The sequence below is a fragment of the Flavobacterium sp. ZB4R12 genome, from assembly GCF_048276375.1.
Classification (GTDB): domain Bacteria; phylum Bacteroidota; class Bacteroidia; order Flavobacteriales; family Flavobacteriaceae; genus Flavobacterium; species Flavobacterium gawalongense.
In genome coordinates this window covers 96,120-111,996 of record NZ_JBLNKS010000006.1, presented here as the reverse complement: position 1 = coordinate 111,996, position 15,877 = coordinate 96,120, and the positions used below count along the sequence as shown (strand labels likewise).

General features: G+C 34.5%; 14 protein-coding genes. 5 read left to right on the top strand and 9 right to left on the bottom strand.

Annotated elements, in window-relative coordinates; all coding sequences use genetic code 11:
* Window positions 1–8 precede the first annotated feature (8 nt).
* The 4 genes from ACNO7W_RS06045 to gcvP all read right to left on the bottom strand — a co-directional run bounded on the left by ACNO7W_RS06045 (window position 9) and on the right by gcvP (window position 5,869).
* Window positions 9–857 (bottom strand): glycosyltransferase family 2 protein, encoded by an 849-nt coding sequence (locus tag ACNO7W_RS06045; RefSeq protein WP_417937402.1) that lies wholly within the window; start codon window positions 855–857, stop codon window positions 9–11.
* Window positions 858–908: 51 nt separating this feature from the next.
* Window positions 909–1,433 carry a methyltransferase gene (locus tag ACNO7W_RS06040; RefSeq protein ID WP_417937401.1) on the bottom strand — a complete coding sequence of 175 codons (525 nt, stop codon included), beginning with the start codon at window positions 1,431–1,433 and terminating at the stop codon, window positions 909–911.
* 236 nt (window positions 1,434–1,669) lie between these two features.
* Entirely contained in the window at window positions 1,670–2,728 is a 1,059-nt protein-coding gene (locus tag ACNO7W_RS06035) for a ketoacyl-ACP synthase III (RefSeq protein WP_314897491.1), read from the bottom strand.
* Between the two features lie 291 nt (window positions 2,729–3,019).
* Window positions 3,020–5,869, bottom strand: a complete 2,850-nt coding sequence (gcvP, locus tag ACNO7W_RS06030) for an aminomethyl-transferring glycine dehydrogenase (protein ID WP_417937400.1) — start codon at window positions 5,867–5,869, stop codon at window positions 3,020–3,022.
* A 137-nt stretch (window positions 5,870–6,006) separates the two neighbouring features.
* On the opposite strand from gcvP, the gene ACNO7W_RS06025 reads away from it, so the two are divergent.
* A complete protein-coding gene (locus ACNO7W_RS06025) occupies window positions 6,007–6,819 on the top strand; it encodes a hypothetical protein (RefSeq protein WP_417937399.1) in 813 nt (270 codons plus the stop codon).
* Between the two features lie 126 nt (window positions 6,820–6,945).
* On the top strand, window positions 6,946–8,061 hold the full coding sequence (locus tag ACNO7W_RS06020; RefSeq protein WP_417937398.1) for an ATP-binding protein: 1,116 nt from the start codon (window positions 6,946–6,948) through the stop codon (window positions 8,059–8,061).
* Window positions 8,062–8,291: 230 nt separating this feature from the next.
* Here ACNO7W_RS06020 and ACNO7W_RS06015 read toward each other — a convergent pair whose 3' ends face one another.
* From ACNO7W_RS06015 to ACNO7W_RS06005, 3 genes are all read right to left on the bottom strand, one after another.
* Window positions 8,292–8,516, bottom strand: coding sequence for a hypothetical protein (locus tag ACNO7W_RS06015; protein ID WP_417937397.1), 225 nt, complete (start codon window positions 8,514–8,516; stop codon window positions 8,292–8,294).
* Between the two features lie 3 nt (window positions 8,517–8,519).
* A complete protein-coding gene (locus ACNO7W_RS06010; RefSeq protein ID WP_417937396.1) occupies window positions 8,520–9,227 on the bottom strand; it encodes a YqjF family protein in 708 nt (235 codons plus the stop codon).
* A gap of 76 nt (window positions 9,228–9,303) precedes the next feature.
* Entirely contained in the window at window positions 9,304–11,331 is a 2,028-nt protein-coding gene (locus ACNO7W_RS06005; RefSeq protein ID WP_417937395.1) for a M3 family metallopeptidase, read from the bottom strand.
* A 227-nt stretch (window positions 11,332–11,558) separates the two neighbouring features.
* Between ACNO7W_RS06005 and ACNO7W_RS06000 the strand changes: the two genes are divergently transcribed.
* Window positions 11,559–12,230 (top strand): hypothetical protein, encoded by a 672-nt coding sequence (locus ACNO7W_RS06000; protein ID WP_417937394.1) that lies wholly within the window; start codon window positions 11,559–11,561, stop codon window positions 12,228–12,230.
* Window positions 12,231–12,711: 481 nt separating this feature from the next.
* On the opposite strand, the gene purE is transcribed toward ACNO7W_RS06000, so the two are convergent.
* Window positions 12,712–13,197: a 5-(carboxyamino)imidazole ribonucleotide mutase gene (gene purE, locus ACNO7W_RS05995; RefSeq protein WP_417937393.1), complete on the bottom strand. Its 486-nt coding sequence runs from the start codon at window positions 13,195–13,197 to the stop codon at window positions 12,712–12,714.
* A 92-nt stretch (window positions 13,198–13,289) separates the two neighbouring features.
* The gene (locus ACNO7W_RS05990) at window positions 13,290–14,447 is read right to left on the bottom strand and encodes a 5-(carboxyamino)imidazole ribonucleotide synthase (protein ID WP_417937392.1); all 1,158 of its coding nucleotides are present in this window, start codon (window positions 14,445–14,447) and stop codon (window positions 13,290–13,292) included.
* A 217-nt stretch (window positions 14,448–14,664) separates the two neighbouring features.
* Here ACNO7W_RS05990 and hpt point away from each other — a divergent pair, with 217 nt between their 5' ends.
* Together hpt and ACNO7W_RS05980 are read left to right on the top strand one after the other, a co-directional pair.
* Window positions 14,665–15,195 carry a hypoxanthine phosphoribosyltransferase gene (gene hpt, locus ACNO7W_RS05985; protein WP_144064334.1) on the top strand — a complete coding sequence of 177 codons (531 nt, stop codon included), beginning with the start codon at window positions 14,665–14,667 and terminating at the stop codon, window positions 15,193–15,195.
* A 15-nt stretch (window positions 15,196–15,210) separates the two neighbouring features.
* Window positions 15,211–15,783 (top strand): adenylate kinase, encoded by a 573-nt coding sequence (locus ACNO7W_RS05980; RefSeq protein ID WP_144064335.1) that lies wholly within the window; start codon window positions 15,211–15,213, stop codon window positions 15,781–15,783.
* Window positions 15,784–15,877: the final 94 nt, after the last annotated feature.

Sequence of the window (15,877 nt, the reverse complement as noted above, 5' to 3'; positions counted from 1 at the left end):
AGTTTTCGTTAGAAAATTTTTTCTTTCATTTTCTTCAAACGATAATTCCGAATGAATTTTGCTTGTTCTGCAGTTACCAATAAAGGGGTTTTAGCAGCTTTGGCCTTCCAAAAACCTTTGATGTAATCTAAAAAAAGGAAAGGTTTCTTTTTCATCATAGCCAGTTTTGCCGAGGCAATCGCCGTGATTAAAAAACCGTAACCTAAGGTGTAAAAAGCTTCACCTTGTTTGTAACGTGCTGTTTTGTTATAATTAGCTCCGGTTGGTTTTAGATGTTTTACGATTAATGAAGCATCAGTAACTACTTTCCAGCCATAAAATTTAGACAATAATTCATCAACGGTGTCCCAACCCATTGCAGGTTTTAAGTTGTCTATTTGTTGAAAACATGCTTTTCTATAGGCTTTGAATGCGCCTCGAATATGGTCTTTATCGGTTAGGTTTTCCAGAATCCATTCGCCGTTTTTTTCGATATAGGCAAATCCGCCGGCCATCCCTATTTTGGGATCTTTTTCGAAAATGTTTAAAATAGTTTCAAAATAATTGTTAGGTAGAATTAAGTCGGCATCCAGTTTTACTATGACGTCATACTCTTCGTCCAATGTTTCAAAACCTTTGTGAAACGCCTGAATGACTTTACTTCCCGGAAGATGTATCGCACTTGAAGTTTTGTTTACCAAAGTAATAAACGGATTTTCTTTGACGAAAGCTGTTACGATTTCGGCTGTTTTGTCGGTAGAATTATCATTGACCACCACCACTTTTTTTGGTAAAACAGTTTGAGAAATCAAGGATTGCAATGTTAAAGCAATAAATGCTTCTTCGTTATGAGCCGGAATGACGATATAATAATTCATTATTTTATTTTTGAATAACCTTTGTCAAAGTTTTAAACTTTGACAAAGGTGTTATTTTATTTTTTCAGCGTAAACAATATAATATCGGTTGGTGAACTTACGTAATAAGGGGCGAATGCCAAATTTCTTAACGGGATTGGTCCATTTTTCTCGGTCGATTATTTTCCAGCCTGTTTTTTCCAATAGCCAGTCCAATTGCCAATCTTCAAATTCATGGTAATGTCTGTCCCACATATCTGTTTTGCTTCGATATGCTGGTGAAAACCACAAACGCATTGGGATAGATATAAAAAGCTTATCGGATTTTATTTCTTTTAAAATGGTAAACGGATTGAGTAAATGTTCAAAGATTTCGAAAGCAGTTACGACATCCTGTTTTTCATTTGAAAGTACGGTTTGGTCGGTATCTAAGTCTTCTCCTGTTGTGTTTTTAACAGCAAATCCCTCTGATTTCATTATTTTAGAGAAGGGATTTTCGACACCTAAATCTAATATGGTCTCATTCGAAGAGATGTGTTTTTTTAGAAATTCTAAAGTGTGTTTGAATCTTTTATTGGGAAACGTTTTTTCGTACATGTTTTTTTGATTTTGCCGCAAGGACACGAAGGCACAAATATAGTAATAAATGTGTTTTTGGACATTGTTTTTTAGCCCGGATAGGAATGAAAATCCCGGAGCTTCAAAATGTAGTTTTTCAAGGTGTAAAAAGCGACTAAAAGAAGCTTTCTTACACCTTAGAAAAACAAGTTTTGTAGTGAGGAATTGTAATGTATAGCCGGATTAGCTCCTGATTACCAAATTCATTATAATGATTAATATCTGTAAACAAATGCGTTGATATTCATTCCCGCTCCAACGGATGCAAAGATAAGAACGTCGCCTTTTTGTATGGATTGGTTTTCTATTTCTCCACGAATTAACAAGTCAAAAAGGGTAGGAACGGTTGCCACACTGCTGTTTCCCAGTTCGTGAATGCTCATTGGCATGATGTCTTTGGGTACGGGTCTGTCGTATAATTTGTAAAAACGTTGGATTATCGCTTCGTCCATTTTTTCATTGGCTTGATGGATAAGGATTTTTTTTACGTCGTCAATGCCTAATCCGCTTTTGTCCAAACAACTTTTCATTGCAGCCGGAACTTGGCTTAATGCAAATTCATAAATCTTGCGACCATACATTTTTATGTAACGAATGTCTGGATCTAAATCAGGATTGTATGATTTACCAAAGAACAAATAATTGGCTTCGTCATTAGCATAAGTAGCACTTTCATAAGCCAACATTCCTGTTTCATCATCAGAAGCTTCAATTATAGAAGCACCTGCGCCATCAGAATAGATCATGGAATCCCTGTCATGAGCATCAACCACTCTGGATAGGGTTTCGGCACCTATTACCAAGCAACGTTTTGCCATTCCTGATTTGATGAAAGCATTGGCTTGCATTACGCCTTCTATCCAACCTGGGCATCCAAAAAGGATATCATAGGCAACACATTTTGGGTTCTTTATTTGTAGTTTGTGTTTCACACGGGTGGCCAAACTTGGAATCATATCGGATTGATTTGTTCCGCATTTTACATCACCAAAGTTGTGTGCAAAGATGATATAATCTATTGTTTCCGGATCAATTCCTGCATTTTCTATTGCTTTTTGGGAGGCAAAAAAAGCTAAATCAGATGAGGTGTACTGATCTTCGGCATAACGTCTGTGTTCAATTCCTGTTATTCCCTTAAATTTATTAATGACAACTTCGTTAGGATAACCAAAGGCGGTTCCATCTTCGTTTAAAAAAACATGTTCGCCAAAGTCTGTATTACTTACTTTTTTCTCAGGAATATAACTTCCTATTCCAGTTATTTTTATTTTCATCGGGTTATTTTTCCAAAAATTCAGGCTAATTTAATGATTAAAAAGTTATTACACTCATAATATTTACTATGCATGCATATAATTATGAAATAATAATTTATTGGCAAAAATATTGATTATTTTTTTACAAATGGCAAAAATCGATGCGATATTTCTTTACTAATTGTTGCGATTGATAAAATGGATATTTTAAGAATTTGCATTGTACTATTTTCTGAATTTTGTATAAATTTTGAGGTATAAAAAAAATGTCCCGATTTCTCGAGACATTTTTTTGAATTAATTTAAAAATTAATTTTCCATATAGGCCTCTATGGGCGCACAAGAACAAACCAAATTTCTATCGCCATAAGCATCATCTGCTCTGCGAACAGTTGGCCAGAATTTATTTTCAGCAATATAATCCAATGGGAAAGCTGCTTGCTCACGAGTGTAAGGGAAGTCCCAAACATCAGTAGTTAGCATGGCTAAAGTATGTGGAGAATTTTTTAAGACATTATTTTTGTCTTCCAGAGTAGAAGCTTCAATTTCTTTACGTATTGAAATCATCGCATCACAAAAACGATCTAATTCTTCTAAGTTTTCACTTTCAGTTGGTTCAATCATTAATGTTCCCGCAACTGGGAAAGAAACGGTAGGGGCATGGAAACCATAATCCATTAAACGTTTTGCAATATCAGTAACTTCAATTCCTTTTTGTTTGAAAGGACGACATTCCAAAATCATTTCGTGAGCTGCACGACCCATTTCTCCGGAATATAACGTATCATAATGACCGTTCAATTTTTCTTTAATATAGTTCGCGTTTAAAATCGCATATTGAGTAGATTGTTTCAAACCTTCAGCACCTAACATTGAAATGTAACCATAAGAAATTAAACAAACTAAAGCGGAACCCCAAGGAGCTGCAGAAATAGCCGTAATAGCATTTTCTCCTCCCGTTGGAATTACTGGGTTTGATGGTAAAAATGGTACTAATTGTGGAGCAACACATATTGGTCCTACACCTGGTCCACCACCACCGTGAGGAATAGCAAACGTTTTGTGTAAGTTCAAGTGACAAACATCAGCACCAATAGTTGCAGGATTTGTTAATCCTACTTGTGCATTCATGTTGGCACCATCCATATAGACCTGTCCGCCGTTATCGTGGATCAATTGTGTGATTTCTTTAATAGCACTTTCAAATACACCGTGAGTTGACGGATACGTTACCATCAAACAAGAAAGATTGGCTGCGTGAAGAATTGCTTTTTCGCGTAAATCTTCTACGTCGATATTTCCGTTTTCTAAAGTTTTGGTAACAATAACTTTCATTCCCGCCATAGCTGCTGATGCCGGATTAGTTCCGTGAGCTGATGATGGAATTAAAGCAATGTTTCTATGATGATCTCCTCTTGACTGGTGGTACGCACGAATTACCATTAATCCTGCATATTCTCCTTGAGCACCTGAATTGGGTTGTAAAGTCGTTCCTGCAAAACCGGTGATAACATTTAATTGTTGTTCTAGTTTGGCTAACATTTCCTGGTATCCTTGTGCTTGATCAAGTGGTGCAAATGGGTGAATGTTATTCCATTGCGGCATGCTTAAAGGCAACATTTCTGAAGCTGCATTCAGTTTCATGGTACAAGAACCTAATGAAATCATCGAATGATTCAAAGCCAAATCTTTTCGTTCCAACATTTTGATGTAACGCATCAAAGCGGTTTCCGAATGGAATTTGTTGAAAACATCATGTTGTAAGAACGTTGATGTTCTGTTTACGCTTTCTGGAAAATGATTGGTTTCTGATAAACTTTCAATTGTTGTTGCCTGAGTCTCTTTTGCGGAAGCAAAAACAGCAATAATTTTATTTAGATCAGCAACGCTTGTCGTTTCATTCAAAGAAATAGAAACGGTATTTTCGTCAATGTAATAAAAGTTGATTTCGTTTTGTTCAGCAATAGCTTTCACTTTTTTGGCATCAGCCTTAACAACAATAGTGTCAAAGAAAGCAGTATTAGTTTGTTGGAAACCTAATTTTTCTAATTCGTTTGCCAATGTAGCTGCCGAAGCATGTACTTTATTAGCGATATATTGTAAGCCTTTTGGGCCATGATAAACCGCATACATTCCTGCCATAACTGACAATAAAACTTGTGCGGTACAAATATTTGAAGTTGCTTTATCACGTTTAATGTGTTGCTCACGCGTTTGCAACGCCATACGCAACGCACGATTGCCATTAGTGTCAACAGTTACACCGATGATTCTTCCTGGCATGCTTCTTTTGTATTCGTCTTTTGTAGCAAAATAGGCAGCATGTGGACCACCGTAACCTAACGGAATTCCGAAACGTTGTGTAGTTCCTAAAACTACTGCAGCACCCATTTCTCCCGGAGGAGTCAATTTTGCTAAACTCAAAATATCAGCAGCAACAGCCACTTTTATTTCGTTTGCGGCAGCTTTAGCGATAAAATCGGCATAGTCATGAATTTGTCCAAATTTCCCTGGATATTGAAGAATAGCTCCAAAATATTCCGTTGAAAAGTCGAAATCTTCATGGTTTCCAATTACTAATTCAACACCAATTGGCGTAGAACGCGTTTGTAAAACCGATAAAGTTTGTGGTAAGATTTCTTCTGAAACGAAGAATTTACAAACGTTATTTTTCTTTTGATCACGAGAGCGAACATCGAAAAGTAATGCCATTGCTTCTGCTGCAGCTGTTCCTTCGTCCAATAAAGAAGCATTGGCGATTTCCATTCCGGTTAATTCGATAACCATAGTTTGGAAATTCAAAATTGCTTCTAAACGACCTTGAGCAATTTCTGCTTGATAAGGTGTGTAAGCAGTGTACCATCCTGGGTTTTCAAAAACGTTTCTTTGGATAACCGCAGGAATAATGGCTGCATTGTAACCCAAACCAATGTAGGATTGAAAAACTTTATTTTTATTCCCTAATTTTTGAATGTGATTTGCAAATTCATATTCGGTCATTGCAGGATCTAAATCCAAATCAGCTTTTAGACGAATATCACTAGGAATTGTCTCGAAAATCAATTGATCCAGCGTCTCCGCTCCAATGGTTTTCAACATATGTTGTAGGTCGTTTTCTCTTGGACCAATGTGTCTTAAAGCAAAAGCATCTGTTTTCATATAAAAATGTAGGTGTTTTTTTTTTTAGTGGTGCAAAATTAAGTATTATTAATAATTTAAAAGGTATTTTGGGTCTCCTTTTTTATCAATTTTTCAGCTAAATGACAGATTTGCTCACAATTGATTAATTTTGTCTCATGAAGATTTTCAAAGAACTATTCAATTTTTATATCAATAGCAGTATTCACGTGGGATTGTCGTGTTATGCCTTAGTGAGAATGACACAGCACATGTTCCACATTTCTTCGGATGAACCAATAGCTAATTTTGTTTTTTTTGGAACAATTGTAGGGTATAATTTCGTAAAATATGATGCTTTGGCCAGGGCCAAAAAACTAATGATGCGCAAGGAGTTAAAAATAATTGCCGTATTTAGTTTTTTCGCGCTTCTTTTGGTTGGTTTTTATTTTTTTCAGCTGCAACGGATCACCCAAATCGTAGCAATCGCTTTTTTGAGTATCACTTTGTTGTATACGCTACCATTTTTTCCAAATAAAAAAAATGCCAGAAACTGGGCTGGCGTAAAAATCTACATTGTGGCGTTGTGTTGGGTAGGAGTAACTTTGGCTTTGCCCATTTTGAATGCCGATGTGTCGATAACGCTTGATTTCTATCTAAAATGCATTCAGCGATTTATCTTGATTTTTGTATTGGTGCTTATTTTTGAAATTATTGATTTGGCCAATGATGATCCGCATTTGCAAACCGTACCGCAACAAATAGGAGTAAAGCGAACCAAAATATTGGGATTGTTACTTTTAATTCCGTTTTATTTTCTGGAATTTCTAAAAAGTAATTTTGATGAAAATCAATTAATTGTCAACTTTATAGTAGTGGTTATGATTGCGTTATTTCTGCTTTTTGCCAATGAAAAACGCTCGAAATATTATACTTCTTTTTGGGTGGAAAGTATACCGATTTTGTGGTGGTTGATGGTTTTGTTGTTCTGATAAAATTCAAATTTGGTGAATATATTCACCAAAAACACTATAAATTTGGTGAATATAATAACCAAAAACACTATAAATTTGGTGAATATTAGATAATTATACTATATTTGTTTAAAATTTACGGTTATGATTAGTAGAGATTTAACGCCAATAATAGAGAAGAATTTAGGAAAGGGAAAAATTATTGTATTAATAGGTCCGAGACAAGTTGGTAAAACTACATTGATTAACGCTTTATTAAAGGATATTCCGTTTCTATTTCTTGATGGTGATGATGTGGTTGTAGCTGATACTTTAGCAAATGCAAATACCGAAATCTTAAAAAATATTATTGGAAATTATAAATACGTTTTTATTGATGAGGTTCAGCGTATTCCTGCTATTGGTTTAAAACTAAAGATTATTGTTGATCAAATCAAAGATGTGCAAGTGATTGTTAGTGGTTCTTCGGCTTTTGATATTAATCATGCTACACAAGAACCATTAACGGGACGCAAATTTGAATACCGTTTGTATCCCATTTCCTGGAATGAATTTGAAGGAAATGTTGGTTATATGAAAGCACAACAGCAATTGGAATTGCGATTGTTATACGGAATGTATCCTGATGTGATCAATAATTTTGGTAATGAATATGAAATTTTAAAAAACCTTGTTTCCAGCTACTTATATAAAGATGTTTTGAGTTTAGCGGGTATCAGGAAATCGGAAGTTTTAGAAAAAATATTACAAGCTTTAGCTTTTCAGGTTGGTAGTGAGGTAAGTTATAATGAGATAGCACAATTAGTTGGTGTAGATAAAAATACGGTTAATAATTATATCGATTTGTTGGAGAAAGCTTTTGTGATTTTTAGATTAAATAGTTTTAGCAAAAACTTGAGAAATGAAATAAAGGCAAACAGAAAAATCTATTTCTACGACAATGGTGTTCGGAATATGTTGATTGGAAATTTTAATTCCTTAGAATTTAGGCAGGATAAAGGGGCATTGTGGGAAAATTTTCTAGTTTCAGAACGATTTAAACAGTTGTCCTACTCTCAAAGTTTGTCGAAACCTTTTTTTTGGAGAACCACACAACAACAGGAAATAGATTATGTTGAAACTAATGCTGATGCAGTGAGTGCTTTTGAATTTAAATGGTCTTCCGCTAAAAAAGCGAAGTTGCCTAAATCATTTCAAGAAGCGTATCAACCGAATTTTTTGGTGATAAGCAAGGAAAATTTCAGGGAGTTTTTGAAGTAAATTTAAATAGTATCGTCTTTTTGGCTAGAAAGCGTACCAATTTGTTTGGCGTTCGTTACTGCTCGTTTTCAGATAAATTTTTCAAAATTTTATTTCTTTCGATAAGAAAATTGATTAGATGATTTTTTAAAAACAAAAAGTCAAATAGTTCGCCAAGGAATCCATAGGGCATTTCATAATACAATTTGTCCTTCATTGTGGTGACGCCATTTTTTTCATAAAAAACAGGTTCATGTCGAAATGATTTGAATTTTATGGGTCAAATAAATGCCAAAATGTTTGCCCCGCCAAGTCACCGTTTCATTGAAATTGATTAATCTGGAAGTGATTCCATCAATAGCCATTTCTTTAGTAGGACTTGCAGATTGCCGGTGTATATCAATATCTCTTGATACATCAAAAACAGTTTGTATTGGTGCGTTTATTTTAGTTCTTAATTTTATTTTTGTTATCAAAAATTAGATTTTTCGTTTGTCTTCAATGGTGATTGTCGAGCCAATAGCGAGAAAGACTGATGTAGGTTTTAAATCCTTAATAAAAGCAAATTCTTTTCCATAAACGCTTTCGAAATCAATCAAGGATGAATTGTTGATTACTTCCAGTTGTCGCCATCTGGGATGAGTAACTTGGTATTCAAAAGTTTCGTTTTCATTTATTTTGTTATAACCAAAATAATGCTCGGTGATAAATTCAGCTTCAGAGCCTGGTTCAATCGCAATGGGATTTTTATTGGTTTCTACATGAATGGTATTCCAGTTATTATTCACTTTCCATTGGTAAATAAATTCCATGGTGTTTTCATTAACTTTCAAAGTGTGTTTCATGGGTAAAGTCTGATAATGCTCGTTGTAGAAGGTATTTGCCACGAATGATATGGCGTATTTTGGGACAATTTCACTAATAAAAACCGTACCTCTTTTCCAAACTCCATTTTCAAAGCGTCTCACATAAAACCGAAGATTGATCTCTTCAAAATCAGAATGAAAAGGGATTTTCATTCCTAAAAATCTCACGTTTTCAAATAGGAAACCAATAAAACTAACATAACATTTGCCGTTATAGAGATCTATTTCGGTTCCTTTTGGAACATATTTTTCTAATATTTGAGGATTAACTTCATAATTAATCATTGCTAAATTATTCCATTCGGCTTTTAGAAAACTCATAGTTTCTTTACGTTTAATTTTCAGAAAAATTAAAAAACCCGAAGCACTTGAACTTCGGGTTTTAAATAGTTGTTGTTTAAACCAATCCCGCTCTTTTTAACAACGCTTCCGGTTTTGGTTCTTGTCCTCTAAAACGTTTGTACAAAATCATCGGGTGTTCTGTTCCGCCTTTAGAAAGTACATTTTCCTTGAACTTGGTGGCCACTTCTTTATTGAAGATGCCGCATTCCTGGAAATATTCGAAAGCATCAGCATCGAGAACTTCTGCCCATTTATAACTGTAATATCCAGAAGAATACCCACCTTGAAAAATATGAGAAAAGGAAGTGCTCATCGCATTTTCCTTTACATCAGGGTATAGTTGTGTAGCGGCAAATTGTTCGGTTTCAAAAACTTTGATGTCTTTAATATTTGAAGGATCTTGTGCGTGCCATCCCATATCTAACAATCCAAAACTCAATTGGCGCATCGTTGCCATACCTTCCTGAAAACTGGCGCTTTCTTTAATTTTATGGACTAATTCCATTGGAATCATTTCGCCAGTTTGATAATGATAAGCGAATAAAGCTAATGCTTCCGGTTCGTAACACCAGTTTTCCAGAATCTGACTTGGTAATTCCACAAAATCCCAATATACACTTGTTCCAGATAAACTTGGATAAGTTGTGTTCGCTAACATGCCGTGTAAAGCGTGACCAAATTCATGAAACAAGGTTGTGACTTCATTAAAAGTTAATAATGATGGTTTTGTTTCTGTAGGTTTTGTGAAATTACACACAATGGAAATGTGTGGTCTTTCGTTGATTCCTTTTTTTATGTATTGCGATTTAAACGACGTCATCCAGGCTCCGTTACGTTTGCCTTTTCTTGGAAAGAAATCAGCATAAAATACGGCAACTAATTGGTCGTCTTCATCTTTTACTTCGTAGGTTTTTACTTCTTCATGGTATTTATCCACTTCGAAAATTTCTTCGAAAGTGATTCCATATAATTTTTGCGCTACTGCAAAAGCACCGTCCAACACTTTCTCTAATTGGAAATAAGGTTTTAATATTTCATCATCTAAATTGAATAACTGCTGTTTCAATTTCTCCGAATAATAGGCGCCATCCCATTTCTCCAATTGTTCAATGCCGTCTAACGCTGTTGCGAAAGTGGTTAATTGTGCAAATTCTTTCAAAGCTGCCGGCTTGGCTTTTTCCAATAAGTCATTCGAAAATGTTTTCACTTTCTCCGGGCTTTCTGCCATTCTTTCTTCAAGTACAAAATGGGCGTGAGTGGCATATCCTAAAACTTGTGCTCTGTCAAAACGCAATTTAGCAATTTTAAGCACGATTTCTTGGTTGTCAAATTCATTGTTTTGAAAACCTTTGGCACCAAAAGCGATTGCCATTTTCTTGCGCAATTCCCGATTATCGGCATACGTCACAAACGGAACATAGCTCGGGTAATCTAAAGTAAAAATCCAGCCTTCCTTTTCTTGGCTTTTGGCCAATGAATGAGCGGCTTCTATAGTTCCTTCCGGCAAACCAGCTAAATCGCTTTCATTGGTAAGGTGCAATTGAAAAGCATGGGTTTCAGCCAAAACATTTTCGCCAAACTGCAAACTCAATTTCGATAATTCTTTGTCGATTTCTCTTAATTGGCTCTTTTTGTCTTCCGGCAGATTAGCTCCGTTTCTGGAGAAACTTTTGTATTTTTTATCTAAAAGTGTGGTTTGCTCGGGATTTAGATTCAGTTTTTCTCTTTGCTCGTAAACCGTCTTTACTCGCGCGAATAAATCAGGATTAAGACGAACATCATTTCCAAATTCAGACAATAAAGGAGAAACTTCTTGAGCGATTTTTTGAATCTCATCATTTGTTTCTGCTGAATTCAAGTTGAAAAAAATACTTGAAATTCTATCCAAAACATCGCCACTAAATGCCAATGCTTCAATAGTGTTTTGGAAAGTTGGTTTTATAGGATTTCGTACAATGGCATCGATTTCAGCTTTTGCCAATTCGATTCCTTTTTGAAAAGCAGGAAGAAAATCTTCGTTTTTGATTTTCGAAAAAGGGGCTGTATTATACTTTGTATTGAAATGGTGGGTTAGGATACTCATTTGTGTTTTTTAATAGAAAAAATTCGATGTTTAAAGATAACAAAGGTAGGGATTTATTGAAAAAAACGGAATTGCTAAAGGAATTGATTTGTTCCAAAATGTCTCAGGTGATTGTGTTATATAAATGTTATTTATTTCGTTCCGCAGTAATAAAGCCTTAAATTGTAAAAAAAGATTGGTTTTTAAAGAAACGAATCAAAAAAAATAAATAATATAGTAAAGAAAATATGAACTATCAAATTACAATAAAGAGCGCAAATACAGTAGATCAAATCGAGGAATATTGGACAAATGAAGACTATATCAAATTGCTTGAAAAATTCGATTATCCAGATGCTTCGGATTCTGATGCAGCCAGCTTAAGAGAATTGTTATTTATGGCAATTTCCGATTTTGAACCCAAAGATGCTGCCGTAATTGTATTGGAATACAAATTATCGGAACAATTGAATGAAGGTCAGATTCAACAAATTTCAAACGATATGTTTTTAGACAAAGTCTGTGAAGAATATCCTGAAATAGGTTTACATTCGACTCTTTTTCATGTCAATCAATTGCTTTTTAAAGCATATAACGGGAAATTTCCTAATGCAAAAGCCACAATTATCGAGTGTAGTATTACACTATTAGAAGGTGAAAGTGAAATTGAATTAACGAAAGAAAATGTGCTGAAATTATTAAGCAATGGATTGTCAGGCAGTAATCTTATCAAAAGATTGTTTGATCACGCTATGAATGAAAATGCACCTTTTCCAGAAGCAGAAGATATTTTATGGGATTTAACAACTTCGGATAATGTAAATTATACTTTGACAACTTCGGAATACTGGTTAAACAAAGAAGATATCATTGCTTCAGAATTTGAAGGAGTTCTAGAAGTAACAGTGAGTGTAGAATAAATAATTCATGATTCATATCGGCACAAAAAAATCCCCAAACGGCTACCGTCTGGACACAAATATTCAAACGAAATTTTAGCCACGAATTTAAAGAAAGTTGGGTACTTTGACAAATAGTTGCTAACTCAGAAAAGCGTTGTCAACCGTAAGCAGATGAAATAGGTTCGCTAAAGCGAAATACTGATAAAAAACAGATTTTCCACAACACTAATCTGCTGAATCTGCAAAATCTGCGTGAAAAATTTTTAGCACGCAGATTCAGCAGATTTTATAGTGCCGTAATATTATTTCGAATTCTTAATACCAACCATTTGAAAAGAGTTAGATAGAATTTCACGAATTTACTCGAATTAATGAAATTCGTGGCTGTCTTTTTTATAATATCATAAAATTTTCTCAATCTGTGTAAATCTTTTCAATCTGTGTTATCTGTGTCCTATTTTAAACTTGTGTCCAGACAGTAGCCATTACGGAGCTTTTTTTATTTATTGAGAGTTTCGGAGGCAATATTTACGGCTTCTTTCAATCCTGTTTTATATAATATTATTCGGTCAAGGACACTTTTGTTGTGGCTTCCTATGATTTGAGCGGCAAGAATTCCAGCATTTTTGGCTCCATTTAACGCAACAGTCGCTACAGGAACACCGCCTGGCATTTGAAGAATAGATAAAATACTATCCCAGCCATCAATTGAATTACTGGATTTTACAGGAACGCCAATTACTGGAAGTGGAGACATCGAAGCCACCATTCCGGGTAAATGTGCGGCGCCACCAGCACCAGCAATAATAACCGAAATCCCACGATGATGTGCATTTTTACTAAAATCGAATAATTTTTCTGGGGTTCTGTGCGCAGAAACAATATCAACTTCTGTTTCTATGTCAAATGCTTTTAGAATATCTATGGCTTCTTGCATTACGGGCATATCAGAAATGCTTCCCATTATTATGGCTACTTTGCTCATTATATTTTATTTAAAGATTGAAAAATTTAAAGATTGAAAAATTAATATCAAGTTTGATGAAAATCTTTTAATCTTTAAATTATTAAATTTTTTTAATTATTTGAAATTACTCGAATCGTGTTTTTTACTTTTTCAGCAATTTTTCTTGCCTCATCAATATTTTTATTTACAATAGTAACATGCCCCATTTTTCTAAAGGGACGTGTTTCTTTCTTGCCATAAATGTGAGGCGTAACGCCATCCCAACTTAATATTTTTTCAATATTTTCGTAAACTACATCTCCAGAAAAGCCTTCTTCACCAGATAAATTTACCATAATACCGGCAACTTTGCTATCTGTGTTTCCCAAGGGTAAATCAAGAATAGCTCGTAAATGATTTTCAAATTGTGAGGTGTAACTGGCTTCTATAGAATAATGCCCAGAATTGTGCGGGCGGGGAGCGACTTCATTAACTAGGATTTCATCATCTTCTGTTTGAAACATTTCTACGGCTAAAAGACCTACATGATTGAACTTCTCAGAAACATTCAGGGCGATTGCTCTTGCTTTTTCAGCAACTTTTGCATCAATTCTAGCAGGACAAATCACATATTCTACCTGGTTTGCTTCTGGATGAAATTCCATTTCTACTACAGGATAAGTTTTTATTTCACCTGATGGATTGCGACAAACAATAACCGCCAATTCATTTTTGAATGGAACCATTTCTTCAGCAATACATTCTACATTGGCTAAATTGTCTAAATCTGAAATTTGTCTAATGACTTTTACGCCATTTCCGTCATAACCAAATTCAGTGCATTTCCATACAAAAGGTAATTTTAATTTGGAATCGAGAATGTTAACAATTAAGCTTTTTAAATTGGCAAATCGTTTGTAATTTGCTGTTGGAATAGCATGTTTTGTGTAAAAATCTTTCTGAATTCCTTTGTTTTGAATCAGTTTCAATGTTTTAGGAGAAGGATATACTTTTAATCCTTCTTCCTCGAGTTTCACTAAAGCCTCAAGATTAACCAACTCGATTTCAAAAGTCAAAACGTCAACTTTTTTGCCAAAGTTATACACGGTTTCAAAATTCATTAAATCGCCTTTGAAGAATTTATCACAGGCTATTTTACATGGAGCTTCATTACTTGGATCAAGAACATAAGTTTGTATGTCGAATTTTCGGGTATCAAACAACAGCATTTTGCCGAGTTGTCCGCCACCGAGAATTCCCAGTTTGAAATCAGAAGAAAAATAATTCATTATGTTGTTGTTTGTTAAGAGCAAAGATACTTCATAATGATTGAATAGGAAAATGCTATTTTATTTTCTTCGGAATTTATATTGCATCATTTATTACTTTTGATACATTTTAAGTTGGTTTTTTGTGAAATTTACTTAAAATTACAAATTAATGCCCATTTATCAATTGTCAAATCCGAATTCTGTATCTTTGCGCATTATTTTAAACACGAAAATAATGATACAACTTCACGATAAACAATTTGTTCCGTTTATTTCTGCCAAAGAAATTGACTTTGCAATCGCAAAAATGGTTACGCAAATAGAAGACGATTTTGCTGATGAAACACCAGTATTTGTTGGGGTATTAAACGGCGCTTTTATGGTGGTTTCTGATTTTATGAAACTGTATAAAAAACCATGCGAGGTATCTTTTATAAAAATGGCTTCTTACGAAGGGACTTCTTCCACAAACGAAGTGAAACAATTAATTGGGTTGAACCAAGATTTGACTGGACGCACCGTTATTATAATAGAAGATATTGTAGATACCGGAAATACTTTAGTAGAGCTGAAAGAATTATTCAAAAAGCAAAATGTAAAGCATTTTAAAATTGCGACACTTTTTTTCAAACCGGAAGCCTACACAAAAGACATGAAGATAGATTACGTTGGGATTAGAATTCCTAATAAATTTATTGTAGGATATGGCTTAGACTATGATGGTTTAGGAAGAAATTTACCCGAAGTATATAAACTAAAAGAATAACTACGCAACAACATTATGACTAACATTGTTTTATTTGGAAAACCAGGAGCAGGAAAAGGAACTCAAGCAGAATTTTTGAAAGAAAAATATAAATTAACGCATATATCCACTGGTGATGTATTTCGCTTTAATTTAAAAAACGATACAGAACTTGGCAAACAAGCAAGAGTATACATGGATGCTGGCGATTTAGTACCAGATGAATTGACTACAAAGATGCTGATTGATGAGGTAAATAAACATCCGGATACAAACGGAATTTTGTTTGACGGTTACCCAAGAACAATTTCACAAGCCGAAGCTTTAGATGCATTTCTTACTTCAATTGGTTCCAAAGTGGCTGCAACAATTGCACTCGAAGCCGATGATGAAATTTTAATTCAACGCTTGCTGGAAAGAGGAAAAACAAGTGGTAGAATTGACGATCAAGATGAAGAAAAAATCAGAAATCGCTACCAGGAATACAACGAAAAAACAGCGCCATTAATGGGGTATTACAATGAACAAGAGAAGTTCTACGCAGTAAATGGAATAGGAACTATTCAGGAAATTACGGAACGCTTAAGTAATGTGATTGATAATTTATAGGAGCAATTCCAGCTGTACATTACAAGTCCTCGTTAAAAAACTATTTTTCTAAGTCATAAAAGGAGCTTCCTTTGGTCGCTCTTTTTTGACAAGA

Bases quoted from the DNA above. Each gene is read 5' to 3' on its own strand.
- ACNO7W_RS06010 (WP_417937396.1), bottom strand. From the start codon at position 9,227: ATGAGTTTTCTAAAAGCCGAATGGAATAATTTAGCAATGATTAATTAT.
- ACNO7W_RS05990 (WP_417937392.1), bottom strand. From the start codon at position 14,447: ATGAATTATTTTTCTTCTGATTTCAAACTGGGAATTCTCGGTGGCGGA.
- hpt (WP_144064334.1), top strand. From the start codon at position 14,665: ATGATACAACTTCACGATAAACAATTTGTTCCGTTTATTTCTGCCAAA.
- ACNO7W_RS06020 (WP_417937398.1), top strand. From the start codon at position 6,946: ATGATTAGTAGAGATTTAACGCCAATAATAGAGAAGAATTTAGGAAAG.
- ACNO7W_RS06000 (WP_417937394.1), top strand. From the start codon at position 11,559: ATGAACTATCAAATTACAATAAAGAGCGCAAATACAGTAGATCAAATC.
- ACNO7W_RS05980 (WP_144064335.1), top strand. From the start codon at position 15,211: ATGACTAACATTGTTTTATTTGGAAAACCAGGAGCAGGAAAAGGAACT.
- ACNO7W_RS06025 (WP_417937399.1), top strand. From the start codon at position 6,007: ATGAAGATTTTCAAAGAACTATTCAATTTTTATATCAATAGCAGTATT.
- gcvP (WP_417937400.1), bottom strand. From the start codon at position 5,869: ATGAAAACAGATGCTTTTGCTTTAAGACACATTGGTCCAAGAGAAAAC.
- ACNO7W_RS06005 (WP_417937395.1), bottom strand. From the start codon at position 11,331: ATGAGTATCCTAACCCACCATTTCAATACAAAGTATAATACAGCCCCT.
- purE (WP_417937393.1), bottom strand. From the start codon at position 13,197: ATGAGCAAAGTAGCCATAATAATGGGAAGCATTTCTGATATGCCCGTA.
- ACNO7W_RS06040 (WP_417937401.1), bottom strand. From the start codon at position 1,433: ATGTACGAAAAAACGTTTCCCAATAAAAGATTCAAACACACTTTAGAA.
- ACNO7W_RS06035 (WP_314897491.1), bottom strand. From the start codon at position 2,728: ATGAAAATAAAAATAACTGGAATAGGAAGTTATATTCCTGAGAAAAAA.
- ACNO7W_RS06045 (WP_417937402.1), bottom strand. From the start codon at position 857: ATGAATTATTATATCGTCATTCCGGCTCATAACGAAGAAGCATTTATT.